Origin of the sequence: Pseudaquidulcibacter saccharophilus (genome assembly GCF_019455445.1) — a bacterium.
Lineage (GTDB): Bacteria > Pseudomonadota > Alphaproteobacteria > Caulobacterales > Aquidulcibacteraceae > Pseudaquidulcibacter > Pseudaquidulcibacter saccharophilus.
The window spans coordinates 81,954-106,791 of sequence record NZ_JAHWUS010000005.1; the positions used below are offsets into that span (position 1 = coordinate 81,954).

Genomic DNA, 24,838 nt, shown 5'->3' on the forward strand with positions numbered 1-24,838 from the left:
TCCAATAATAATTTTATTCGCTAAACTATTACTATGGAAGACGGGCTTTATAAAAAAGACGAAAAACTTATTAAACGTGCGCGGTCTTACATTAACCGCGTAAAGAAACAGTCTGCCTCCAATAATATCGAGCTTACGGAATGGGAGGGGGAATTTTTATCATCCATTGATGAGCGCCTAGAAAAATACGGCAAAGCATTCAATGATCCTGATTTGGGTGCAATGAATGCACCATTATCATTACGCCAAGGCTTGAAATTAAAACAAATCCGCAAAAAATCTTTAGGCGAAGAAGATGCCCCACCCTTTAAAAAAGCAAAATCAACATTAAATAAAAAACCTAAAACTATTAAAGCCAAATCGGCATTAAAGGCCAAAACGACTTTAAAAAGAAAATCCCCATTGCGAACCAAAATAAAAACGCCAACAAAAATACGAGGGTAAAATGCTATTTAACAAAACATCATTGCCAGAACCCGGACAGGCACTTGCCGGACGCTCAAACCCATTATCAGTTGAACCAACCCATTTTGTAAATGGAAAATCAATTTTTGCGCCATTTCCAGAAGGCCTAGAAACCATATATCTTGGCATGGGATGCTTTTGGGGTGCAGAGCGCAAACTATGGCAACAAGACGGGGTTTATGTAACCGCCGTTGGTTACGGTGCGGGCCTTACCCCTAACCCAACCTATGAAGAAGTTTGCACAGGCGGCACAGCACATGCCGAACTTGTGATGGTTGTATATAATCCGAAAATAGTTTCATTAAATGAATTATTGAAGGTATTTTTTGAAAACCATGACCCCACACAAGGCATGCGCCAAGGTGGTGACATTGGCACACAATACAGAAGCGGCATTTACCCAACCACAGACGGGCAAAAAATCATCGCACAAAAAGCACTTGAAGAATATCAGGTTGCATTAACCCGTCATGGTCTTGGCCAGATTACAACAGAAATCAAAGAAGACATCACATTCTATTATGCCGAAACATATCACCAACAATATCTGGCAAAAAATCCAGATGGTTATTGCGGGCTTGGTGGTACTGGCGTTTCATGCCCTATTGGACTTGGAATCTAGAACACGAAATATTTATTCCTTTTTTATTTTTTAGGTTAAGCACCATATAGAAGCCATATCCTATTGATAATAACTTCTCACTAGGGACGAAAACCATAAAACCTAAACTTTGCCACTAAAAATTTGCAATAAAAAATTTGAAAGTGGCAAAACAGTTTGAAAGGAATTCGATATGTTTAGCGAAAGAATTAAAAGACAGGCTTCATTAGGTGGCGCGATTGCGTTGACTGTTGTCACGATTGCCACGGCCTTTGCGCCACAAACCGCGGCTGCACGTTCTTATGATGGTTATTGCTATCAAAAAAATTCAAATACGCGCACAAAAGGCACTGTAATTGGTGCGGTTGCTGGTGCTGTAATTGGCTCTAATGTAGCGGGGCATGGTAACAAAACTGAAGGCTCAATATTAGGTGCCGTTGTTGGCGGTGTTGTTGGCTCCCAAGTCGGGGCACAGGTAAAAGAAACCAATCGTGCCAATTGCATGTCAAACCGTTATTATATTTATAATAGCGGATATTATGCGCCGCCTCCGCCACCAAAAGGCTACCGTGTTGCATATTTTTATGACCGTCCACAGGGCATGTATTATGTAAAGCATAAACATGGACATGGTAACCACAGACATTAAACATAAGTGAATGAATGCCAAAATACGACATTATTCTGAACATTGCTTCGGGAACCGCACAAAATTTGGGTGCTGAAAATCTTAAAGTAATGATAGAAAATTCCGGCCTTGAATATGGGGAATTAATCCTCTGTGAAGGAACGGATATGGATAAAAACCTCGAAAAACTTATCCCATCCCCCTTACCATTATTAATTGGTGGTGGGGATGGGACCATTCGTTATAGTGCGGCAAAATTATTGCCGCGTAAGAAAGCTTTTGGGATTATTCCATTTGGAACGATGAATCTTTTGGCACGTGACCTTGGGATACCAACCCAATTAGAAGAAACATTGGCCTCATATAAACAAGGTTATGATGAGGCAATTGTTGATGCATCTTTTGTAAATAATGAATTATATCTTTGTGCGGCAAGTATTGGAACAATGCCATCAGCATCACAAGTTCGTGAGGAAAATCGCGAAATTCCAAATATAATTATGTTTCCACAATTATTCTTGCACACATTAAGCGAATTCCAACGACTAAGTAGAAAACGAATTTATCTAAATGTTGATGGCCGAAAATATAAATTTCGCTCCCCCGCAATCGTAATTTCTAATAATAAATTTACCGAAACCGAAGGTGCAAGCTTTGATAATTTTAAACGCGGCTCTTTGAACGATGGCTTATTAGCAATTTATGCCACAAAAACCCAGAATATTTGGGATCATCTACGCTTTTTGGGAAAATTATTATTGGGAAACTGGTTAAAGGATGAAGGCCTTAAAAAATGGGAAGGCAAACAAATTATCCTAAACACCAAATCAAGGCGTGAAATGGTTTCAATTGATGGTGACTTGATTGAACTTCCAACGCCAATCAAGTTCACCATTCAAAAAGGTGCGCTAACTTTATTGCAACCGCACCAAGCTGTGGCTAGCGCCTAATATAGACCATATTGGTTGGGCGGGTTTTGTAATAAACAATTTTATAGCCATCCGGTGCAGGTTTCGCATACATAGATGTCGATAAAATATAATATTTATCTTCCAAACATTTGGTTTTGCTTTTCTTTACCACGCCACCAATTTGGCTTCCGGCAACACCACCCACCGCAGCACCAATTAGCGTGCCGCCGGTTTTATTACCTTTTTTAGAAACTGCATTACCCAATGCCGCGCCGGCAACTGCTCCAATAATCGTGCCTTTAGTTTTTGTATTGTCACTAGGATTTACAGGTTGATAGCAGTAACCGTCATAGGTCTTTGCATACGCAAATGAAGCGGTCAATAACAGTGCAACTGCACCGCCAAAAGAAACCTTTATGCCAGTTTTTGAATTTAACATCATACACCCCTTTTTGGCTATAATTTACTAAATCCGTCCCATGTCTTGATTATACGCCGCTTCGTAAAAATTGACATAATTTTTTATGTCTTTAGAAAATTAATTTGATTTAATCACAATTGTTTTTTTGAGCTTGTTCATAAGTTTCATTAAAATCAGAAAACCTTTTATTTTTACCAGGTTCATCCTTGATTCTGAAAAGTGTCTTAAAATCCCCTTCATTCATTCCAAGTTTTACCATCCCGATTTTATATTTGTCGTTTCGCAACAAACCTACACCAACGCTATCCTGCATTGATAAATGATAATCGGCAAATTTTTCAAATTTCGTTCTTGTCTCAAAATCACCTAATTTTGCCAATTTGCAAAAGGCATAGCCAACATTCTCCAAAACCGAATTATGAGAATCAACTAAATACTTATTTTTCGGATCCTCGGCAAATATTGCAATATCCTCAAGAATATAGAAAATCATTTCTTTTCCGTCATCGCCGAAATCACCAATGTTTTGCATAGAATAATCCAAGCTTTTGCGTAATTCCCGATTTTTTATAATCTTCTTATAATCGGCAACATGGTTTTTAATAACATTGGGCGGAAGATTATGAATTATACTATCGAGTGCATCAAATTGCTTACGTTCATCATCGCTCATTTTATTAATACGAAAATCACGGTCATAATAGTTTTCTAATCTTGTGAAAATTGCATCTCCGATAGCCTGTAAAGTTTCCGAACTTAGATCCTTTTTTCCCTTCATAATCGTATATGCATCTAGAGGAATAAGGTAATTCATATCAGATAGAGATTTTATTAATAATTTCACGCGCAAATTCTGAAACTCCGCATTTTTTAGCTTGTCTTTGCGAAAAGATGTCGAAAAATAATCATTAATTAATTGCTGCGCGAGTGCGTTTTCGACCTTACCTTCAATTACCTTTTTTATACTTGCATCAAGTAAATCGTCTATATCAGCAGTATCTAATTCAAGATTAAGCCCAAGTTTTTTCGCCAATAGATCTTTGAATTCAACCCTTAAATCATCCTGCGCAATTGAGCCTATTTTTGTACGAATTTTCCATAGTTCGGTTGACGCACTTGTCATACCGCTAATATCTGGAACAAAGCCAAAGACAGGACCATATCTTGAATAAGAAAGCTTTGTTGATAAATTTTTTCTAATTTGCCAGCACTTTGCGTAAATGCCGAGACACGCCTTATTTCTTTTCGATCTATGGTACTGCTATCAAGTTTTTCAATTACGAAATCAGCTTCTCGCAAATTTGTTTCATATGAAATTATGCAGTTCCCCGCCGCAGCCTGTGCCAATGCATATGTGCCAGCATACCTATCATCATAGTCTATGCTATAATTAATTGCTGGGCAGTTTTGACGTTTTTCAAAATAATAACCTATGGCATCCGCATTTGCATCTTCAAGACTTGGCGCGATAATATATTTTTCAACCTGATGATTTAATAAAGCGCGAATACAATTTCCGTCACAACTTTCATCCTTTTTACTAATTCGGCTATTGTAACTAACAACGGCAATGTTTTTAATTTTTACACCTTTTTCAATTAGGTTCATGTCGCTTTTGGTTGAAATTTTCGCATCCCAATCAATTTTTATATTCAAAACCAGCGACAAAGTAACTAATAGCCCAAAAGTCATTAAAGCCCCAGCGAACACTTTTTCATCTTCACTGAATCTGTCAGGCAGTATGTATGACGCCAACACGCCGCCCAAGAGTATAGAAAAAAGAAACGGAATTGCTATTAATAACGGGTTTACAAATATTCCGATTAGAACATAATATAAGGCGATATAAATTATCGGCTGACTTAGCAAAAATGCCGAAGCAGCACCTAGTAAAAACAATAAGATAAAATATTTACGCCGCATCAAAATACCACAAACAGCTAAACCCTATGCCGTATGTGTTTAATTTGCATAAATAAAACATCAAAGATTGTAATTTGTTGTGAATTTAAAACAAAAAGCCCTGCTTATTTGCAGGGCTTTTTAAAAGCAACAATTGTTTATACTTTGAAAATTATCAGAAAAATGCCTGTAAGCCTGTTTGTGCACGTCCCAAAATAAGGGTGTGAACATCATAAGCACCTTCGTAAGTGTTTACGGTTTCAAGGTTTACCATGTGACGCATAACTGGGAATTCATCAGAGATGCCGTTTCCGCCATGCATATCACGTGCCATGCGGGCGATATTTAACGCCTTTCCACAATTGTTGCGCTTGATAAGTGAAATCATTTCTGGCGCCATATTATGTTCATCAAATAAACGACCAACACGCAAACATGCCTGAAGACCCAAGGTAATTTCAGTCATCATCTCAGTTAGTTTTGCTTGATAAAGCTGGTTATTTGCCAATGGGCGATTAAATTGCTTGCGATCTAGGCCGTATTGACGCGCCGCGTGCCAACAAGCTTCAGCAGCACCCATTACACCCCATGCAATGCCATAACGCGCACGGTTAAGGCAGCCAAATGGCCCTGATAGACCTTCTGCATTTGGCAAAAGCGCATCTTCAGGTACTTCAACATTATCCATTACGATTTCACCGGTAATAGATGCACGAAGTGATAATTTACCTTCAATTTTTGGTGCGCTTAAACCCTTCATACCTTTTTCAAGGATAAAACCACGAATTTTGCCATCATGGGCATCAGATTTTGCCCAAACCACAAAAACATCGGCGATAGGTGAATTTGAAATCCACATTTTAGCGCCATTAATCACGTAACCGCCATCAACCTTGGTCGCCTTGGTTTTCATACCACCTGGGTCAGAACCTGCATCTGGTTCAGTTAAACCAAAGCATCCGATATATTCACCAGTTGCAAGTTTTGGCAGATATTTCTTACGCTGCTCTTCAGAGCCATAAGCATAAATCGGATACATAACCAATGAAGATTGCACCGACATCATAGAGCGATAGCCAGAATCCACACGCTCTACTTCACGTGCAACCAAGCCATAAGAAACATAAGAAGCGCCAACACCGCCGTATTCTTCGGGAACAGTTACGCCAAGCAAGCCTAGCTCACCCATTTCAGTAAAAATTGCCGGATCGGTATATTCTTTACGAAAAGCATCACGAACACGCGGTTGCAAAGCCGATTGGCAATATGCATTCGCACTGTCGCGTATCATTTTTTCTTCATCAGTTAATTGTTGTTCAAATAGAAATGGGTCTTCCCAGTTAAATTTATTCTTATCAGCCATTTTGCTCCGCCCAAAAGATGTAAAATAAACAAGTTTTTTTGTTATAACAACCCACCCGCCCCTATTTAAAGACAGTATCTTTACGACTTTTTTATTTTTTGCCATGCGCGCGGTATTTTATACTTAGTTCAGACACTCTAAGTTTTGAATATAACAAAAATAAGGAGTTATGTGATGTTCTCAACCGCAACCGAACTTGCCGCAAAAGGCACAGCCGCCTTAGCAAAACACGACATTGAAAAAGGCGCAAAAAGACTTAGAAGCAAAGTCAAAAAAGCTATCGATGACGCAGAAGAAAAAGTTACTGATGATAATAATGTCGTGACTGATCTTGCTGATGGCGCAAATAAACTGGGCGAACAAATGCGTGCATGGTTCGACAATGCATCTGTTCAAGCAAAAGATAATGCAAAAAAAGTTGAAAGCCAAATTAAAGCCAAACCCGTTGAATCTTCATTGATTGCTCTAGGTGTTGGCGTAGTAATTGGCGCATTATTAACCCGCAAACCAAATTAAACTTTAACATAAACCTCTGGAACAGAATATGTTTAAACTAGCACAAATCATTGAATTGCTTTTAAATAATGGACGATTGTCACAATCGTCGCCATATTTGAAAAATATTGTCGGTAACCTTGCTAAAATTATTCTGTTCGGGATGTTTGCAATCTTGATGTTCATTGGATTGATGGGCTTTGGCTTTAGTTATATTTACCTAACCCTAATCCACAATGGTGCGCCGGTTTATGTGGCGATATCAGCGATAATTATACCAGTAATCTTAATGATGGTGATTGCCGTGCTTTTAATGCGAAATATTTGGCTTGAAACATCAAACAATATTGCGCATATCTTTAACTTTCAGGTTCCTATTGGCGATCAAATTCAAAATGTTGCCCATAGTTTCCTTCGCGGGTTATTATCGCCCAATCAAGCGTCTTCTAAATAGGTGTTAAAATGAAAAAACTTGTAATCTTTATCGCTTTTCCTGCCCTAATGCTTTGCTCTGCATGTAATACCGTGAAAGGTGTTGGCAAAGATGTGACGGCCGTAGGAAATGCAGTTACCCACGCCGCGGACGAAGCAAAACCAAAAAAATAAACGAATAAATTAAAGTTTATGGTGTAATTGAACCTAAAAGTTCAATTACACCAATTTTATTAGATAAGGTAAAAATGGGAAAACCATTAAAAGTCGTGAAATATAACAGTCAAAGCAGGGTTTATTACCAATTGCTGATGATTACTGTGCTTTTCATGTCTTTCTTTGGGTTTTCGCTTTTTTTATCTGGCGCCTTTAACAAGGTCAAAAGCGCAGACGATAAACTGGTAAAAGAATACGAGCTTACTCGTGCATATCGCCGCCTTTATGTTGACCTATTAAATATGGAAACTGGGGTTCGCGGTTTTCAAATTACAGGCTCACAAGCATTACTAGAGCCATATACAACGGCAAATGCAAAACTTACAAACGACCTTGATCTTGCGAAACAAAAAGCAAAAGAAATTCCTGGCGAATATCAACAAATTGAACATTGGGAAGATTCAATAATCAATTACGCCAGCCTACTCGATGCACAGGTTAAAAATAAAAACAATTATCGTGATGCCATTCCATCTGCAGCTGATTTAATTCAACAAAAACAATCAATGGATATGCTTCGTGATCAGATAGGCAACCGAATAAATAACAAATTATCCGAGATTGAAAAAACTTATATTGAAAATAACAAACTGTCACGCAACTATTCAATCGCCATTATTTTTGGGAACATTATGTTCTTTGGCCTTTGCGTTGGGGCCTTTATGTTTATTTTACGCCGAGAACGGGCATTAATGCATGCGGAAGAGCGAATTAAGAAAAGTGAAAACTTATATCGCACAGTTCTTGATGCGGTAAATGATGGCGTATTTGAATATGATATTGACACTAGGAATATCTTTCTTTCACAAGCCCATCAAAATGCATTGGGATATGATTTTCATGCAAGTGGTGTAGATGCCGAACAATATTCACACCATATTCACCCTGACGATATGCCAAAATTTGCCGAACAAATAACTGCGATGATTGCCGGTGAAAGAAATTCTTACCAAACAGAATTACGACTTATGCGCGCCAATGGCGAATATGTTTGGCATATGTCGCGCACATTCTCATTAAGAGATGCAAGCGACCGCGTTACAAAAATTGTTGGCATTAATGTAAATATAGATGAGCAAAAGAAACGTGAAATAGAGCTTGAACATCTTAATGCCGAACTTGAAACCTTTACCTATGTTACATCTCATGATTTGCGCTCACCACTTGTTAATCTCAAAGGCTTTTCAAAAGAATTACAATTCTCGATAAAAGATCTTGATAAAGAGATAGAAAAAATCACAGACAAGATTGATAAAAATCACCAACAGCAAATCAATGAAATCATCCATAAAGACATTGGTGAGAGCGTTAATTTCATTATCTCATCAGTTGATAGAATGGATAACCTTACCAAGGCATTATTGGATTTGGCGCGTATTGGTCGCTATGAAATTAAGTTAGAAAAAATTGATGTAAAGCAACTTGTTGAAACCTGTGTTGATAGTTTGGGTTTTGAAATCAAAGAAAACAACATTGAATTAAGTGTCCATGATTTGCCAATAGTAGTTTCTGATAAAGTTGCACTTACCCAGATATTTGGCAATTTAATCGAAAATGCAATTAAATATCGTCGCGATGATATTACATCAAAAATTGAAATATCATGCACCACTGGCCCTTCCGAATATCGTTTTTCAATAAAAGACAATGGACGCGGTATTGACGATGCCGACAAGGGCAAAATTTTTGAACTTTTCCGCCGCGCAAGAAACGTTGGCCAAGTGCGTGGTGAAGGCCTTGGCATGGCATATGTCCGTGCAACAATCCGTCGCCTTGGAGGTGACATTGATTTCACCTCCAAAGTTGGTGAAGGCACAAATTTTATTTTCACAATTCCAAAGAAACTCATTACTTCTTCAAGCGATACAACGCCTGAAGCAATTGAGACTTAAATAATATAGAGGCGAAAATGTTAAGCAGTACTGCAACCGCATTTGAAATTATTATGATTGAAGATGATATGGGGCATGCCCACCTTATCAAAAAGAATCTAGCACGCGCAGGGATTTGCAATAAAATCCAGCATTTTGACAATGGGCAAAAAGCGCTTGATTTCTTCTTTAATGAAGATAGCAATATGGATGCCGATAAATTACTCGTGCTTTTGGATTTGAACCTGCCTGAGGTTGACGGTTACGAAATCTTAAAACGGCTAAAATCAGACACCAGAACAGATAAAATTCCGGTTGTAATTCTCACCACCACGGACAACCCGCGCGAAGTAGATAAATGTTATGAGCTTGGTTGTAATGCTTATGTAACCAAGCCAGTTGAATATGATAATTTCTCAGAAGCAATTCAAAAACTTGGTTTGTTATTGGCAATTGTTAAACTACCAAACATAAAGCACGATTAAAAGTTAATGCCTAATTCACCATTAAAATCAATTCTTTATATTGAAGATGATGAGGGCCTCGCCCGCCTTTTACAAAAGCGACTTGCCCGTAATAATCTTGAAGTAACCATTGCAGAAAGCGCAGAAGCGGCAAAAGCGATAATTTGTGAAAATGAGTTTGATTTGATCTTGGTTGATTATCATTTACCAGGTCAAGATGGTCTTGATTTTATCCGTGAATTTTTGGAGAATGGCAACCAAATCCCCGTAATCCTTCTCACCGCTGGTGGCGATGAAAGGCTTGCCATTGAGGCATTGCAAATTGGTGCGGCCGATTATGCTGTAAAGGACGTGTCGCAAATTTATCTTGAACTATTGCCACAAATCATGTCTTCGGCATTTACTAAATACCGTCTGCAAAAAGAAAATGAAAGACAGCGCGGCGAACTTGAAAAAGCTATGATTGCTGCAGAAGCGGCCAATCAAGCAAAAACAGTTTTTTTGGCAAGTATTAGCCACGAAATACGTACCCCTCTAAATGTTATCAGCGGTCTTACCTATGCTTTGATTAAAAAACTTGATGACCCTGAAATACAACGTATTCTAAAAACTATTGAAAATAATTCACAGGCATTGCGGCGTCTAATTGATGACCTCCTCGATATAACTAAAATTGAGGATAAAAAAATCGAGCTTGAAGAGGTTCTATTTCAATTTACGGAAATTTTCGATAATATTGAGAACTCTTTTGGCGCACAGATAAGTGGCAAGGGCCTTGATTTAATACTTGAAAATAAACTGGGAACCCAAACATTCTGTGGCGACAAGTTTCGTATAATGCAGATTGTTAACAACATGGTTTCGAATGCCATAAAATTCACTGAAAATGGGTTTATAAAAATTATCGGCTTGCCATCAGAAGAGGGCATCACTCTTAAATTCCAAGATAGCGGTAGCGGCATAGAACCTGAAAATCTTGAGAAAATTTTTGACAAATTCACCCAAGCCAATGCCTCAATCACAAGACGCTATGGCGGCACTGGGCTTGGTCTTACAATTTCAAGGTCATTGGCGCAATTTATGGGTGGCGATTTAAATGTTGAAAGCAAGCTGGGAAAAGGCACGATTTTCACCCTCACACTACCGCTTGAAATAGATAAAAATAAAGCGAATATTGAATCCATAAATGATGATGCAGATAATCACACAAATGATAAAGGCACAGTCTTAATTGTTGAGGATTATCTTCCCAATGTAATGGTTGCCGAAATGCTTTTGGCAGAATTTGGCTATTCAACCCAAGCAGTGAATTCCGGCGAAGATGCAATCGATGTGGTGGCCAACAGCTCAAAGCCCTTTCATGCCATATTAATGGATATTGAAATGGACGGCATTGATGGCTTTGAAGCTACAAAAAAAATTCGCGCTATTGAAGCACAAAAAGGCTTCAAAAATTTAATTTACGGGGTAACTGCCCATGGTCTTGCTGGTGACCGTGATAATTGTTTAATTTGCGGTATGGATGATTTTATTGCAAAGCCAATTGATCCTGAAACCCTTCGCATAAAACTTGGAAAGCAATAAAATGTCCGATAATAATGATTTAACACGGCGAATGTTTTCATCATTTTCGCACGATTTAAAAACACCTTTGGCATCGATTATTGGTTCTTTAGAAGTGCTTAGCATGATGCACACCAAATTATCGGAAGAAAAACGTAATATTTTAATCGAAACTTCATTAAAAGAAAGCCACCGCTTAGATCGGTATGTTTCAAATATACTTGAATTATCGAAACTTGAACTAGGGCTGGTTACTAAACGTATTGAACAGATATATGTAAAAGAAGCCATCGAAGACGCATTATTGCTTGCTGGGCGTCTCAAACACAAAGCATCAATCAATCTTTTGAATATTGATAATGATACAATTATCAATTCTGATTTGAAACTTTTGGCGCGAATGATTGATATAATTATAGAAAATGCCGTAATCCACTCTGCAGACGGCAATGATGGCGAAAATGTAAAAATTGATATTTGGTATGAAAATAAAGATGGAAAATCAATTCTTGTAATTCGTGATTATGGTGTTGGTATTCCGCTTGAAAGTTTCGGCGAAATATTTGAAAAATATTCCCGCATTAAGCAAGCAGATAAAAAAAATACTGGCACGGGACTTGGGCTTTCAATTGCACGCGAAATTGGTAAATTGCTTGATATTGAAATATCGGCATCAAACCACCCTAAAGGTGGAGCCATTTTTGAAATGCTATTCAAATAACAAAAAGCACGGAAAATTCCGTGCTTTTTATTTTAGATTTTATCATTATGAAATTGTTAGAGCGGTGCCCCAGAACTTTTACCTGTAATCATTCGGTAAACCAGTGATACCACAAACAGCACTACAAAAACCGCTGTTAGAAATTTGGCAACTGCGGCGAACGAACCAGCAAGACCACCAAACCCGAAAAATCCGGCAACAATCGCAAGAATGAAAAATGTTATAATCCAGTTTAGCATCTTAAACTCCTAATATTTGATAGGAGAATATTTTTTTTTAGATTTAATTACGATTATTTAAAACTCGTAATAAAATTAAAAATGGATAAAAATTAATCGTTCAATACTTCCATGCGATAGCCAATACCTGATTCTGATACTATTAGTTCTGATACATCGCCATAAGCACCAAGTTTGTTACGCAATTGCCCAATATAAACGCGTAAATACTGAACGTTATCAGTATGCGCAGAGCCCCAAACATCTTTCAAAATATTTCGGTGAGTAAGCATTTTGCCGCGATTAGTAATAAATAATCGTAATAAATCATATTCTTTTGGGGTTAGCGAAACAAGATTATCACCATAGAAAACTTCATGTCGAACCAAATCAATTTTTATCGGACCATTTTTAATTTCACTATCGCCAACTTCTTTGATGGCTGCTTTACGCAACGCCGCGCGCACACGCGCGAGCAAAACCTCAACATTGAAAGGCTTGGTAACATAGTCATCGGCACCGGCGTCAAGCAATTCAACGGCTTCTTCCTCTTCCGGTCGTGCAGTAACTACAATAACCGGTGCATTGGTCCATTGGCGGAAGGTTTCCAATGCCTCTTTACCCTCAATGTCTGGCAAACCAAGATCAAGTAAAATTAAATCTGGTTTTATTGACGCCGTCATACGTACCGCTTGTTTTCCGGTTTCGCACTCAATAACTTTGAACCCACTTTCTGTAAGGAACAAGTCCAACATTTTGCGGATTTGTGGTTCATCATCGACAATCAATATAGTATTGCGTTTTTCTTTCATTTCACGGCCCATTAATTCAACAGTGACCAACTATTAACCTTTAGGTCAAACTAATCAACTACTCAAAGATGCGTCTTTATGGATTTTTTATTTTTATTCTTACAAGACAAACATATAACTTATGTGCCACACCAAATTTAAATGTTATAATCGCTGGCAAAGGGTAATTAATGCGAATAATTCATCTATCAGATATACATTTTGGTGCGGCAAACGAGAATACTTTAGAGATATTACGCGACAAAATTATCAAATCTGCACCTGATTTATTAATCATTAGCGGTGACATCACACAAAATGGCTACCAAAATGAATTTATTGCCGCCGAAAAATATTTCGCATCAATTCCAATTAAGAAATTCTTTGTACCCGGCAATCATGACATGCCCCAATGGGAAGTTTTCAGGCGCATAACACAGCCGTACAAACTATATAAGCGGCACATCAACCAAGATTTAGAGCCAATTTTAATTGATAATGATGTGGTTATTATCGGGCTTAATACGGCGCGCGTCATACTGCCGGATAATAATTGGGCAAATGGTGCAATTTCGAAATCGCAGATTAATAAGATACTACAAATTCGTAAAACGCATGCAAAATCAAAAATTATCCTTGTTGCCCATCATCCAATTAATAGGGTTTTAGATGCGCCAATCAAATACAAGGTTTTTGGTGCAAAGGCTGCACTTCTCGCAATCAGGCAGGCAAAAATAGATCTCGTTCTAAGCGGGCATTTACATAAACCTGCGGCACAAAAAATTCATGACACATTGTTTATCACCGCCCCATCGGCAGCATCATACCGCGCACGTGGATGCAAAAATGGTTTTATGGAATTTGAAATTACGCCCAAAGCAATAAAAATCAACGAAGTTGATTTTTAACCGAAAAAGTCGCGTAATAATTCGCAAAACTCTTTGGTTTTCTCAATTTGCGTCCAATGCCCGCAACGCCCAAAAACATGCAATTGCGATTTATCAATTAATTGATTCAAACGTATTGAGTTTTCAAGCGGAATAACCAAATCATCACGCCCATGTATTACCAATGTTTCGTGCGGGATGTGTTTTATCTTTTCATCATCAAACGCTAGTGCATCAACCCATCTTTGACGAGGTGCCGGAAACATTGATGAAAAGCTTTCTTGGAAACCTGGGCGAATTGATGCCTCATAGCGAAGGCGTGCTAATTCATCGTTTACCAAGCCACGGTCATACGCAAAAATATCAAGCAATTTACGCATATTTTCTATTGATGGCTCGTAACCCCAGACATCATCAAGACCTTTTGAAATTGGAAATGAAACCCCAACGCTTCCCATAAGCACGATTTTACCAACGCGCTCTGGATGTTCTATTGCCATCGCTAACGCCATTGCGCCGCCAAATGAGTTGCCGACAAAATGTGCTTTTTCGACACACATTTCATCCATTATTTCGACAAGTTGGTTAGTCCAATTTTCACGATTATAAACTTCACCCGCTTTACGCTCTGTAAAACCAAAGCCAGCCATATCAGGGGCAATAATTCTATATTTATCTTTTAATTCAGGAATCACAAGCCGCCAATTCGCCCATGCAGAAACCCCTGGGCCAGAACCATGAATAAAAATCACATTTTCGCCAGCACCAAAATCCAAGACATTATTTTTATGGGACTTGGTAATAATTTCACGACCAATTTCAGGTGACTTTTCCATTAATATGCCCCTTCGGTAAATTCATTATCAGGATTTTTAAATTCGCTAACAAGCTTGCGTGCGGCATTGGAAAGCAAAAGCGTATCAACACCAATTGCCGCAAAATTTGCCCCTGACGCAATATATTCTTTTGAAACAAAATTATCAGCAGAGAGGAAGCCCGCAAATTTACCAATATTTTTAACCGACTTTATGCCGTTTAAAATCGCATTTTTTACGTCAGGATGATTTGGTTGCCCCAAAAGCCCCATGGATGCTGATAAATCAACTGCACCAAAGAAAATACCATCAACGCCTTCTGTTGCGGCAATTTCTTCAAGGTTTTCAAGCCCTTTTACGGTTTCAATTTGTAATATGAGGCAGATATTATCATTTGCCTGCATTAAATATTGTGGGTCACTTCCCCATCTTGCAGCGCGCGCAATACCGGCACCAACACCACGAATACCTTGTGGTGGATAACGTGTAGCAGCAACAATATTTCGTGCTTGTTCAGGTGTATCAACCATTGGAATCAAAAGATTTGTTACACCAATATCAAGCAATTGTTTGATTAAGACCGCATCATCCTTTGGTGGGCGCACAATTGGCGCAATATCATAGGCGGCAATTGCCTGTAATTGTCCTAAAATAGTCCGCAAATCTATTGGCGAATGTTCACCATCAAGCAAGAGAAAGTCAAACCCCGCACCAGCAGATATTTCCGCACTATATTGATCGGCCAACGCCAGCCATAAGCCATATTGAATATTGGAACGAATTGCGGATTTGAATTTGTTTTGCATGATAATGCCCTATTGAAATTTGACGGGGTAAAATAACCCCGCCATATTCATTGTAAATTACTTTAAAAGTATGTTTGCTTTACTTTTTAGGCATCCAAAGAGGTTTGATGACGGTAAGCCAGAAGCGCTTGTCATCACCGCCATAGTTCTTTTCAGATACTGTTTGGGTATATTTTGCTTGAACCTTAAAGGCACCAAAATCATAGCCAACCAATGGACCAATTGCTGTCTGGCTTTGTTTAAAGCCTGCCGCATTGTTTAAATCTTGTGACATGAAACCAACTGCACCCAATTCCCATTTTCCAAATGCCTTGGTCGCAGTTAAATCAAGGTTCATCCAATCTGGTGCACCTGCACTGTCTTTACCTGTACCATAAACCAAAGTTGCAGATAGGTCATAACCTTGTCCAAGATATGAAATCGCACCAATCCCTTGGAATGATGACCAGTCACGACCAACATCAGAAGAACTTGGCAAATATGCACCAGCTTGGAAACCGCCAAACCAGCCATCGCCTAAATTCCATTTTACTTGTGCATCAAGAAACGTATTGGCCCAGCCAGATGCAACACCATTGCCATTAACACTGGCATTGACATAAGGGGTAACGGTATCGAGAACCAATGTACCGCCCGCAACTTTCCAAGGAGTTGACCATATAATCCAAGGCGCAGCTGCATTAACTTTTAAATCAACGCCACCACCCAAGTCACGGGTTCCTGTTGTACCGATACCAACGCCCCAAACGCCTTCTGGCAACGGCGCACCCAATGGGATACCGGTTGAAATCCCTGGGAATAATTCTGAGCCAGCCTGTGCTGTTCCTGCAAAGCTCATTGCCGCAAGCAACGCTACCGCTGCTATCTTTATCTTTTTCATTCTCTTTCCTCCTCTAAGTAATCCGCTATTCTTGTTTTTTAGCGAATTTAAATTCGCCACCAATGGCGAAATGATTGGCGGGAGTTTCATTGATAATGATACGAACCGCCTCTTTTGGTGCGCCAATGCTTTCGTGAACAGCATCAGTGATCGCACTTACAAGTTTTTGCTTTTGATCTTGGGTTCTACCCTCGACTAGCATAATATTAATAATTGGCATTTATTCCCCCACTACAAATTCAACCTGCCCCATTTTTTCAAATGTTGCGCGAATATGCTCACCGACACTAAGGGCGTGGGCCGCGGTTGCACCACCCGCAAGAATAATATCACCAGCCTCTAGGCGCTCACCAGAGCGGGAAACCATGTCAGCAGCCATAACAAGCGAACGAATAGGGTTACCCAAAATCGCGGCAGTAGAGCCAATTTGCACTGCGCGGCCATTTACTTCTAACAATATTCCAAGATTTGAAACATCGGTGGCTTTTGAATGCCAATTGCCAATATAGAAGCCAGATGATGATGAATTATCGGCAATTACATCTGGTAAGGCAAATTTGAAATTTGCATAACGGCTGTCAATAATTTCGATTGCTGGTGCAACCGCCTCAACGGCATCTAGTGCCTCAAGCGCTGAAACCTTGCCTTCAAGAGGGCGCTTTAAAAGATACGCGACCTCTGGCTCTGCGCGCGGGTGAACGTATTTTTTCTTTGATAAAACCGCGCCTTCTACTTCACGCATTTGGTTGGTTAATCTACCCCAAATCGGCTCATCAACACCGACCTGCACCATTTTTGCACGCGAAGTAAGACCCATTTTATATCCGGCACGAGTTTCACCACGCGCACGACGTTGGGCAATTGACAATGCCTGAATCGCATAGGCATCATCCATAGTAATATTAGGGTTTGAATCAGTTAATTGCGGAATTGCGGTCGCAGTTCGCGCGGCATTATCAACAAATAATGCTAAATCAGTAATCAGGCTCATGCGTCCACTCCACGTTGTTTCAGAATATCCAATGCGACGTCAATAATCATATCTTCTTGACCGCCAACCATTTTTCTCTTGCCAAGCTCTGCAAGGATGGTGCGTGTATCAACATTATAGGTTTTTGACGCATTTTCTGCGTGACGAAGGAATGATGAATAAACCCCAGCATAACCAAGAGATAAAGATTCACGATCAACCCTTACTGGTCTATCTTGTAATGGGCGCACCAAATCATCGGCAGCATCCATAAGTTTGAAAAGATCGCACCCCGTATCAATTCCCATTTTATCAAGGACAGCAATCAATGCCTCGAGTGGGGCATTACCTGCACCTGCACCAAGACCAGATAATGAAGCATCAACACGAACCGCGCCGGCTTCAATACCTGCAACGGCATTGGCAACACCCATTGTTAAATTGTGGTGGGTATGAACGCCGATTTCGGTTTCAGGTTTAAGCGCTTCGCGAACCGCCTTTACACGTTCAAAATAATCTTTCGGCAACATTGCACCCGCGGAATCAGTGACATAAACACACTCTGCACCATAAGATTCCATCAATTTCGCTTGTTCGATTTGTTTTGGAATATCGATCATATGGCTCATCATCAAGAAGCCGACGGTATCCATACCGATATTTCGTGCCGCCTCGATATGTTGTTTTGAAACATCTGCCTCGGTGCAATGGGTTGCAATACGAACACTTTTTGCGCCTGCTGCATGTGCTTCTTTTAGGTCATGTACGGTTGCAATACCTGGCAAAAGCAAAATTGCTGGCTGGGCATGGCTGCAAACTTCGGCAACTGCGGCAATCCATTCCACATCGTCGTGTGAACCAAAGCCATAGTTAAATGTCGATCCCGTGATACCATCACCATGGCTAATTTCGATTGAATCGACCTTGGCATCATCCAATGCTTTGGCGATTGCTTTAACATTTTCGATTGAAAATTGATGGCGCAATGAATGCATCCCATCACGCAAAGTCACGTCTTGGATATATAATTTATTTGGATTAGGTCTAGCCATTACGCCACCTCTTTTGAAAGTTGTTTTGCTGCCCAATGATCAGCGGATGTAAGTGCCGCCGAGGTCATAATATCAAGGTTGCCGGCATATGCAGGGAGATAGTGTGCCGCGCCCTCGACCTCTAACATGATTGTGGTTTTAAGACCTGTTGAATAACCGATTTTTGGAATACGAACTGGGTTATTGTCGCCGATAACTTCAAACTGAACTTTTTGTTTCAAGCGATAGCCAGGGACATATTTCTGCACGTCTTTGACCATCTCAAGCACGGATTTTTCAATATCCTCTTGGCTTGCACCTTGTGACAATACGAAAATTGTATCGCGCATAATAAGTGGTGGTTCAGCAGGGTTAAGAATAATTACCGCTTTACCACGCTCTGCACCGCCCAATTTTTCAATTGCCAATGACGTGGTTTCGGTAAATTCGTCAATATTTGCACGCGTGCCAGGACCCGCAGATTTCGATGAAATAGATGCCACAATTTCCGCATATGGTACACGCTTTGAAACGCGCTTAACGGCATAAACCATCGGTATTGTTGCCTGACCACCGCAAGTAACCATATTCACATTTGGCGCATCAATATGTTCATCACCATTGATTGCTGGAATTGTGAATGGGCCAACCGCAGCCGGCGTAAGGTCAATCACCTTTTTGCCGTCTTTTTGCAAAAGGTCATTATTGTAAATATGTGCCTTTGCAGATGTTGCATCAAATACCACGCCAATTTCATCATAGTTTGGCATTTTACGTAGGCCATCAATACCTTCGTGTGTGATAGGAACCCCAAGACGTGCTGCACGTGCAAGACCATCTGAATTTGGGTCAATCCCAACCATTGCGCCCATTTCCAGATTTTGGGAATTGCGCATTACTTTTATCATCAAGTCAGTTCCTATATTCCCCGAACCGATAATCGCACATTTTATTTTTTTGCTCATGATACAATCCTTTATTCAGAGAAGAATGCCGACACGCGACCTAAACCGTTAATTTTAACGTCAAAAACATCACCCGGTTTAACCGCAACCATTGGCCCCAAGGCACCAGATAAAATTGTGTCACCTGCCCGCATTGGATAACCAACTTTTGCCATCACTTGCGCCAACCACAATGTCGCATTCAATGGTGAACCAAGACATGCAGCACCCGCACCAACCGATACCGGCTCACCCTTATTTTCCATCACCATTCCGCAAAGACGTGGATCAAAATCAGATAGTTTCTTAGGGCTTGAACCTAGAACATAAAGACCGCTTGAAGCATTATCGGCAATTGTATCGGTAATTTTAATATCCCAATTTTTCACACGCGAACCAACGATTTCAATCGCCGCAACAGCATAATCAATCGCCTGAAAAACCTCTGCCATTGTGGCATTGGGATTGTCTAAATCCTTACCTAATACAAATGCAATTTCTGCTTCGACCTTTGGCTGAAGAATGTCGGAGAGCTTGACTTCTTCAGCCTCAGTACGCGCCATATCGGCGAATAACATGCCGTAATCAGGCTGACCAACGCCAAGTTGGTTCTGCACCGCTTTGGAGGTTAGTCCAATTTTACGACCGACCAAACGACGACCGGCATCAAGACCGCGCTTGGTATTAATTTCCTGAATTTTATAGGCGGCATCGAGGTCGCCTTCATCAATCAGGGTACGGATAGGATCGCATGCCTGTCCTGATGTGGATGCTGCATAGAGGAGATCCGCAGCTTTTTTGATATTTTCTTCTTTGCTCATGTTATATCCTATAATTTTAGGCAGATATTTGTAATTTCAGTATAGAATTCGAGTGAGTGGACACCGCCTTCACGACCAATGCCCGATGCCTTTGCGCCACCAAATGCGGTGCGTAAATCACGCAAGAACCATGAATTTACCCAACAGATGCCAACATCCATTTTGCTTGCTACACGGTGCGCACGTGATGAATTTTCTGTCCAAACCGCTGCGGCAAGGCCATAATCTGTTGAATTGGCAAGTTTGATTGCCTCTTCTTCGGTATCGAATGGGCGGATATGGCAACAAGGCCCAAAGATTTCTTGTTGAACACAAGCAGCATCGTCAGCAAGACCAGTCCAGATTGTTGGTTCAACCCATGCGCCATCATTCATGTCACCCATATCAGGAACACCGCCGCCAGTTATAACATTTGCCCCTTCATCAACCGCCTTTTTGTAATAAGAAAGAACTTTTTGTTTGTGCTCTTGCGAAATCAACGGTCCAAGATTTGTTGTAGGGTCATCTGGGCGACCAAGTTTAAGGTTTTCAGCACCAGCTTTTAGACGTTTTACAAATTCATCAAAAATTGGACGCTCAACATATACACGTTCTGTACCCAAGCAAACTTGACCACAATTTGCAAAAACAGAACGCATTGTGCCTTCGATGGCTTTTTCCATGTCACAATCAGCAAAAACAAGTGCCGGATTTTTTCCACCCAACTCCATTGAAACCGGGCGGATGCCACCAGCAGCAGCGCGCATAATTGCTTCACCAGTACGGGTTTCACCTGTGAAGGTAATGCCGTTTACGCCTTTATGTTCGGTAAGAAATGCCCCAGCTGAATCCGGGCCAAAGCCATGAACCACATTATAAACACCCTTTGGAACACCAACTTTTTGCATTACTTCACCAAGTAGTGTTGCAGTTAATGGGGTTTCTTCTGATGGTTTAACCACGACAGTATTACCAAGCGCCAATGCAGGGCCAACTTTCCAAGTCATAAGCAATAATGGCAAATTCCACGGGCTAATGACCGCAATCACGCCGCGCGGACGACGAAGGCCATAATTTAAAGCACCGGTGCCATCTGGTGTTGGCGTTGTAAAACATTCGGTTGCGACGGTTTTGGCAACATCCGTAAACATCTTGAAATTTGCTGCACCACGTGGAATATCAATATGTGACGCCATTGACATTGGCTTGCCTGTATCAAGGCATTCGGCTTCTAAAAAATCATTGAAGCGGCGGTTAATTTCGTCGGCAACCTCGGCAAGCAAATTTGTACGCTCAACAACCGACATTTGCCCCCATGGTCCGTCCAAAGCCTCACGCGCCGCTTTTACCGCGGCATCAATTTCCGCACGACCACCTTCTGGGACTTGCCCAATAACGCTATTATCCATTGGGCAATAATTCGTCCATGACTTGCCCGTCGTTCCTTGTGTGAATTCACCATTGATGAAATGCGCCGCATCCCGTCTTGCCTTATCAATGCTTAGGCTTTCAAAGGGTTTGGATTGGTGGACAGTCATTTTTTTCTCCTGTTTATTTCAGATATTGGTTTCACACAAATTTAGTTTAGTTTTTCGAGCGCTTTTTGCGCACATTCACGGTCTTGGTCTTCAGAGCCACCGGAAACCCCGATACCTCCAATGACTTCGCCGTTTAAAATTATTGGATAACCGCCGCCAAACATTATGGTATTTGGTCGGCGTGAAATCCCATCAAGTGCCGTAGGGCTTGATTTCAAAGCGTTGCATAAATCATCTGTTGAAAGACCAAATGTTGCGCCAGTTATGGCCTTGTCTGTTGCAATCGAAACCGATGCCGCAAAAGCATTGTCATCACGCTTTAGGGCCACCAAATGCCCGCCGGTATCGACAACGGCAACCACCATTTTAGCACCGATTTCGCGGGCGTGTTCGATTGCTGCCGTGGCAAGTAAATTTGCCGTATCAAGCGTGATATTATTTCGTACAAAAGACAAAGCCATATTGATTTCCTTTAGGTTACAACACTCAAGAACGCCTCATTTAACTGACGCTCATAATAGAAGATTGCCTTGCCAACATCGCGCTCATCCCATGCACGGGTTGGTAGGTCTGGATAATAAGTATAGCCGCCGGCAAATACCTCGTTACGGTTGCCAGATGGGTCAAAGAAATAAATTGTTTGACCATAAGTAATGCCGTGACGGGTTGGGCCAATATCAATTGAGATGTTGAAATTAGTAATGATATCAGCAGCACGACCAACATCATTCCAGTTTTCAAGCTCGAACGAAACGTGATGGAACTTGCCTGGTTCAGGATGTTTTACGAATGCGATATCATGCGCCTTCATGCCACAAGTTAGCCAGATGCCAAGCAAACCGTCCGGCATTTGAACCTTCTCGGCCAATTTGAAATCAAGAACTTTGGTAAAAAAGTCCAAAACCCCATCAATATCTGGGCCATAGAATAAAGCATGGTCAAAACGGCGTGCGCGCATACCGTGTGGCTCGACCGACCAAATATGAGAATTGAAAATACCTGGTTTTGGATCAGATTGATCGCAATTTGAGTAAAGCTCGATGCGATGACCTGAGGTAATTACAAAGCTGATGCGACGGCCAATACCTGGCTGTTCGCCGGCACGAACTTCGTCAACTTCGATGCCATAATCTTCGATGCGCTTTTTGAAGCCGTCCAAAGTCTCTTCGTCCAAGACTTTGAATGCCATCAAATCACAACCCGCATCATCGGCCTTGCGAAGCACAATAGAGTGATGGTCAAATTCATCAGCAGCTTTAAGATATACGCGACCGTCATCACCTTCCATCACTTGATGAAGGCCAATTCTTTTGATGTAATGTTCTTTTGCAGCTTCCATATCCATCACGCGAATTTGAATGAATCCGGGTCTTAAAACACCTGTCATTGCCATTTGGTTTTCCTCTCATATTCTTATTTTATTTGATAAATTTATATTTTGGGGGAGTACGCGGTCAGCCTCAACGGGCAGGTCATTGCTGACTGCGCGGTTAGTGAATTATGTAACTACGGACAAGAAAGCGTCATTAAGCTGGCGCTCATAATAGAAAATTCCGCGTCCGATTTCTTTTTCATCCCAAGTACGGGTTGGGTGATCTGGATAATAAGTGTAACCACCTGCAAACACTTCACAGCGGTTGCCAGATGGGTCAAAGAAATAAATTGTTTGACCACGTGTGATACCGTGACGGGTTGGGCCAATATCAATAGAAATATTGTAGCGGGTGATAATATCTGCCGCATTGCCAACGTCTTTCCAGTCTTCAAGTTCAAATGCCACGTGGTGGAATTTGCCTGGTTCTGGATGGTTCACAAATGCGATGTCATGCGCCTTCATGCCCGCGGTCAACCAAATTGCCAAAAGGCCATCTGGCATATCAACGCGTTCAGCACATTCAAAATCAAGAACTTTTACAAAGAAATTCAAAACTTTTTCGATATTTGGACCATAAAGCAATGCGTGATCCATACGGCGCGCACGCATACCATGCGGCTCAACCGACCAAACATCAGGGTTATGGATAAGTGGTTTTGGCTCAGACATTTCAGCCTGTGCATAAAGCTCAATACGGTGACCAGATTCGATTACAAAACTGATACGGCGGCCTATACCAGGCTGTTCACCTGCGCGCACATCATCAACTTCAATGCCATAATCTTCGATGCGTTTTTTAAAGCTATCAAGGTCTTCATCTTTACGAACTTTGAACGCATATAAATCAAGACCAGCAGTATCGGCCTGACGCAAAACCAATGAGTGATGATCAAATTCATCCGCCGCTTTTAAATATACGCGACCATCTTCACCCTTTGTCACAACATGAAAGCCAATACGTTTTGTATAATATTCAACAGATGCCGCCATATCCAGCACTCGAAGCTGAATAAATCCCGGTCTTAATACCCCAGTTAAAGCCATTTTTTCCTCCTTTAAATTTCTAAAGACTGGCTATTCGCTTCCACGTTTTTTACGCACTTGGGTTCAAGGCGCACTTTTAAGTCTGAAAGCGGATAGATTGCGCACAAAAGAACAAGACCTTCTTTCTCATCCTCTAGTGTCACATACTCCCTGCTCATGGGGTCGCGCTTATAATTGCCCTCCAAAATGCGGGCGCGACATATTCCGCATCCACCCCGCCGACAACCGACAGGAAGACGTTTTGGAAGGTTTTTTAATTTACCAAACCCCTGGGCGCGCTCTAAAGAAACTAGAACTCGCTCATCGGCATAACCGGTTGAAGAGCCGCAAAATTCAGCATTGATATTTTCAACATCTATATTGAATCTTTGCTCACTCATTTTAAATCCTTTTGAACAATGGTGATTTTGATTGCGCGGCATCATTTTGAGTTAAGAATTTCTCGGTGAAGATGTCGCGCTCAAAAAGGCGACCACGCATTAATGCGGTGATGCAGGCATCTATCATTGGTGGCGGACCACAAAGGTAGGCGGTTTGTCCCGCAAACAAATCATTAAAGTGTGCCTTCGCCGCATCATGGACAAAGCCCTTTGCACCATTCCAACTTTCATCACCTTCCGCATCTGAAAGCGCAGGGATATAAGTAAAATTTGGATGCTTTGACGCAAGCTCGCTGAATTCTTCAA

31 protein-coding genes and 1 pseudogene are annotated in these 24,838 nt (G+C 40.9%); 12 read left to right on the top strand and 20 right to left on the bottom strand.

What is annotated here, in order from left to right:
- Positions 1 to 33 precede the first annotated feature (33 nt).
- The 4 genes from KXV15_RS12370 (at position 34) to KXV15_RS12385 (ending at position 2,644) form a co-directional block, all read left to right on the top strand.
- Complete coding sequence (locus KXV15_RS12370) at positions 34 to 444, top strand: hypothetical protein (RefSeq protein ID WP_240008522.1); 411 nt, start codon at positions 34 to 36, stop codon at positions 442 to 444.
- 1 nt (position 445) lies between these two features.
- Positions 446 to 1,087: a peptide-methionine (S)-S-oxide reductase MsrA gene (gene msrA / locus KXV15_RS12375; RefSeq protein WP_240008523.1), complete on the top strand. Its 642-nt coding sequence runs from the start codon at positions 446 to 448 to the stop codon at positions 1,085 to 1,087.
- Positions 1,088 to 1,259: 172 nt separating this feature from the next.
- A complete protein-coding gene (locus tag KXV15_RS12380; protein ID WP_240008524.1) occupies positions 1,260 to 1,715 on the top strand; it encodes a glycine zipper 2TM domain-containing protein in 456 nt (151 codons plus the stop codon).
- Positions 1,716 to 1,729: 14 nt separating this feature from the next.
- Positions 1,730 to 2,644: a diacylglycerol/lipid kinase family protein gene (locus tag KXV15_RS12385; protein WP_240008525.1), complete on the top strand. Its 915-nt coding sequence runs from the start codon at positions 1,730 to 1,732 to the stop codon at positions 2,642 to 2,644.
- Here the strand turns inward: KXV15_RS12385 and KXV15_RS12390 are convergent.
- The 4 genes from KXV15_RS12390 to KXV15_RS12405 form a co-directional block, all read right to left on the bottom strand.
- Positions 2,634 to 3,044 (bottom strand): glycine zipper 2TM domain-containing protein, encoded by a 411-nt coding sequence (locus KXV15_RS12390; RefSeq protein ID WP_240008526.1) that lies wholly within the window; start codon positions 3,042 to 3,044, stop codon positions 2,634 to 2,636. The two genes, KXV15_RS12385 and KXV15_RS12390, sit on opposite strands and share 11 nt — an antisense overlap.
- Before the next feature lie 109 nt (positions 3,045 to 3,153).
- Positions 3,154 to 4,149 (bottom strand): hypothetical protein, encoded by a 996-nt coding sequence (locus tag KXV15_RS12395; protein WP_240008527.1) that lies wholly within the window; start codon positions 4,147 to 4,149, stop codon positions 3,154 to 3,156.
- The gene (locus KXV15_RS12400) at positions 4,146 to 4,718 is read right to left on the bottom strand and encodes a hypothetical protein (RefSeq protein WP_240008528.1); all 573 of its coding nucleotides are present in this window, start codon (positions 4,716 to 4,718) and stop codon (positions 4,146 to 4,148) included. Before KXV15_RS12400 ends, KXV15_RS12395 begins: the two co-directional genes overlap by 4 nt.
- Positions 4,719 to 5,103: 385 nt before the next feature.
- The gene (locus tag KXV15_RS12405; protein ID WP_240008529.1) at positions 5,104 to 6,291 is read right to left on the bottom strand and encodes an acyl-CoA dehydrogenase; all 1,188 of its coding nucleotides are present in this window, start codon (positions 6,289 to 6,291) and stop codon (positions 5,104 to 5,106) included.
- 174 nt (positions 6,292 to 6,465) lie between these two features.
- Here KXV15_RS12405 and KXV15_RS12410 point away from each other — a divergent pair, with 174 nt between their 5' ends.
- From KXV15_RS12410 to KXV15_RS12440, 7 genes are all read left to right on the top strand, one after another.
- Positions 6,466 to 6,807, top strand: a complete 342-nt coding sequence (locus tag KXV15_RS12410) for a hypothetical protein (RefSeq protein ID WP_240008530.1) — start codon at positions 6,466 to 6,468, stop codon at positions 6,805 to 6,807.
- A gap of 28 nt (positions 6,808 to 6,835) precedes the next feature.
- Positions 6,836 to 7,240: a hypothetical protein gene (locus KXV15_RS12415; protein ID WP_240008531.1), complete on the top strand. Its 405-nt coding sequence runs from the start codon at positions 6,836 to 6,838 to the stop codon at positions 7,238 to 7,240.
- Between the two features lie 8 nt (positions 7,241 to 7,248).
- Entirely contained in the window at positions 7,249 to 7,392 is a 144-nt protein-coding gene (locus tag KXV15_RS12420) for an entericidin A/B family lipoprotein (protein WP_240008532.1), read from the top strand.
- Positions 7,393 to 7,466: 74 nt separating this feature from the next.
- A complete protein-coding gene (locus KXV15_RS12425; RefSeq protein ID WP_240008533.1) occupies positions 7,467 to 9,326 on the top strand; it encodes an ATP-binding protein in 1,860 nt (619 codons plus the stop codon).
- 17 nt (positions 9,327 to 9,343) lie between these two features.
- Positions 9,344 to 9,790, top strand: a complete 447-nt coding sequence (locus KXV15_RS12430; RefSeq protein WP_240008534.1) for a response regulator — start codon at positions 9,344 to 9,346, stop codon at positions 9,788 to 9,790.
- A 6-nt stretch (positions 9,791 to 9,796) separates the two neighbouring features.
- Positions 9,797 to 11,353 (top strand): ATP-binding response regulator, encoded by a 1,557-nt coding sequence (locus KXV15_RS12435; RefSeq protein ID WP_240008535.1) that lies wholly within the window; start codon positions 9,797 to 9,799, stop codon positions 11,351 to 11,353.
- Position 11,354: 1 nt separating this feature from the next.
- Positions 11,355 to 12,053, top strand: a complete 699-nt coding sequence (locus KXV15_RS12440; protein ID WP_240008536.1) for a sensor histidine kinase — start codon at positions 11,355 to 11,357, stop codon at positions 12,051 to 12,053.
- Positions 12,054 to 12,109: 56 nt separating this feature from the next.
- Here the strand turns inward: KXV15_RS12440 and KXV15_RS12445 are convergent, their stop codons facing one another.
- On the bottom strand, positions 12,110 to 12,292 hold the full coding sequence (locus KXV15_RS12445; RefSeq protein WP_240008537.1) for a DUF1328 family protein: 183 nt from the start codon (positions 12,290 to 12,292) through the stop codon (positions 12,110 to 12,112).
- A 92-nt stretch (positions 12,293 to 12,384) separates the two neighbouring features.
- Positions 12,385 to 13,083 carry a response regulator transcription factor gene (locus KXV15_RS12450; protein ID WP_240008538.1) on the bottom strand — a complete coding sequence of 233 codons (699 nt, stop codon included), beginning with the start codon at positions 13,081 to 13,083 and terminating at the stop codon, positions 12,385 to 12,387.
- Positions 13,084 to 13,253: 170 nt separating this feature from the next.
- Between KXV15_RS12450 and KXV15_RS12455 the strand changes: the two genes are divergently transcribed.
- Positions 13,254 to 13,970: a metallophosphoesterase family protein gene (locus KXV15_RS12455; RefSeq protein ID WP_240008539.1), complete on the top strand. Its 717-nt coding sequence runs from the start codon at positions 13,254 to 13,256 to the stop codon at positions 13,968 to 13,970.
- Here KXV15_RS12455 and KXV15_RS12460 read toward each other — a convergent pair.
- The 14 genes and pseudogenes from KXV15_RS12460 to KXV15_RS12525 all read right to left on the bottom strand — a co-directional run.
- Entirely contained in the window at positions 13,967 to 14,785 is an 819-nt protein-coding gene (locus tag KXV15_RS12460; RefSeq protein ID WP_240008540.1) for an alpha/beta fold hydrolase, read from the bottom strand. The two genes, KXV15_RS12455 and KXV15_RS12460, sit on opposite strands and share 4 nt — an antisense overlap.
- Positions 14,785 to 15,570 carry an aldolase/citrate lyase family protein gene (locus tag KXV15_RS12465; RefSeq protein WP_240008541.1) on the bottom strand — a complete coding sequence of 262 codons (786 nt, stop codon included), beginning with the start codon at positions 15,568 to 15,570 and terminating at the stop codon, positions 14,785 to 14,787. Before KXV15_RS12465 ends, KXV15_RS12460 begins: the two co-directional genes overlap by 1 nt.
- Positions 15,571 to 15,649: 79 nt before the next feature.
- Positions 15,650 to 16,450: a transporter gene (locus KXV15_RS12470; RefSeq protein WP_240008542.1), complete on the bottom strand. Its 801-nt coding sequence runs from the start codon at positions 16,448 to 16,450 to the stop codon at positions 15,650 to 15,652.
- A gap of 25 nt (positions 16,451 to 16,475) precedes the next feature.
- On the bottom strand, positions 16,476 to 16,670 hold the full coding sequence (locus tag KXV15_RS12475; RefSeq protein ID WP_240008543.1) for a 2-hydroxymuconate tautomerase: 195 nt from the start codon (positions 16,668 to 16,670) through the stop codon (positions 16,476 to 16,478).
- Positions 16,671 to 17,441 (bottom strand): 2-keto-4-pentenoate hydratase, encoded by a 771-nt coding sequence (locus KXV15_RS12480; RefSeq protein ID WP_240008544.1) that lies wholly within the window; start codon positions 17,439 to 17,441, stop codon positions 16,671 to 16,673.
- Entirely contained in the window at positions 17,438 to 18,472 is a 1,035-nt protein-coding gene (dmpG, locus tag KXV15_RS12485) for a 4-hydroxy-2-oxovalerate aldolase (RefSeq protein WP_240008545.1), read from the bottom strand. The genes KXV15_RS12480 and dmpG overlap by 4 nt, the downstream gene beginning before the upstream one ends.
- Positions 18,472 to 19,416, bottom strand: a complete 945-nt coding sequence (locus KXV15_RS12490) for an acetaldehyde dehydrogenase (acetylating) (RefSeq protein ID WP_240008546.1) — start codon at positions 19,414 to 19,416, stop codon at positions 18,472 to 18,474. The genes dmpG and KXV15_RS12490 overlap by 1 nt, the downstream gene beginning before the upstream one ends.
- 11 nt (positions 19,417 to 19,427) lie before the next feature.
- Positions 19,428 to 20,216 (bottom strand): 2-keto-4-pentenoate hydratase, encoded by a 789-nt coding sequence (locus KXV15_RS12495; RefSeq protein WP_240008547.1) that lies wholly within the window; start codon positions 20,214 to 20,216, stop codon positions 19,428 to 19,430.
- Positions 20,217 to 20,224: 8 nt separating this feature from the next.
- Complete coding sequence (locus tag KXV15_RS12500; RefSeq protein WP_240008548.1) at positions 20,225 to 21,733, bottom strand: 2-hydroxymuconic semialdehyde dehydrogenase; 1,509 nt, start codon at positions 21,731 to 21,733, stop codon at positions 20,225 to 20,227.
- A 41-nt stretch (positions 21,734 to 21,774) separates the two neighbouring features.
- Positions 21,775 to 22,194 carry a GlcG/HbpS family heme-binding protein gene (locus tag KXV15_RS12505; protein ID WP_240008549.1) on the bottom strand — a complete coding sequence of 140 codons (420 nt, stop codon included), beginning with the start codon at positions 22,192 to 22,194 and terminating at the stop codon, positions 21,775 to 21,777.
- An 11-nt stretch (positions 22,195 to 22,205) separates the two neighbouring features.
- The gene (locus KXV15_RS12510; RefSeq protein WP_240008550.1) at positions 22,206 to 23,126 is read right to left on the bottom strand and encodes a catechol 2,3-dioxygenase; all 921 of its coding nucleotides are present in this window, start codon (positions 23,124 to 23,126) and stop codon (positions 22,206 to 22,208) included.
- A 105-nt stretch (positions 23,127 to 23,231) separates the two neighbouring features.
- Complete coding sequence (locus KXV15_RS12515; protein WP_240008551.1) at positions 23,232 to 24,152, bottom strand: catechol 2,3-dioxygenase; 921 nt, start codon at positions 24,150 to 24,152, stop codon at positions 23,232 to 23,234.
- Between the two features lie 11 nt (positions 24,153 to 24,163).
- Positions 24,164 to 24,532, bottom strand: a complete 369-nt coding sequence (locus KXV15_RS12520) for a 2Fe-2S iron-sulfur cluster-binding protein (RefSeq protein WP_240008552.1) — start codon at positions 24,530 to 24,532, stop codon at positions 24,164 to 24,166.
- Position 24,533: 1 nt separating this feature from the next.
- Positions 24,534 to 24,838, bottom strand: a pseudogene (locus tag KXV15_RS12525) (phenol hydroxylase); the annotation flags it as partial.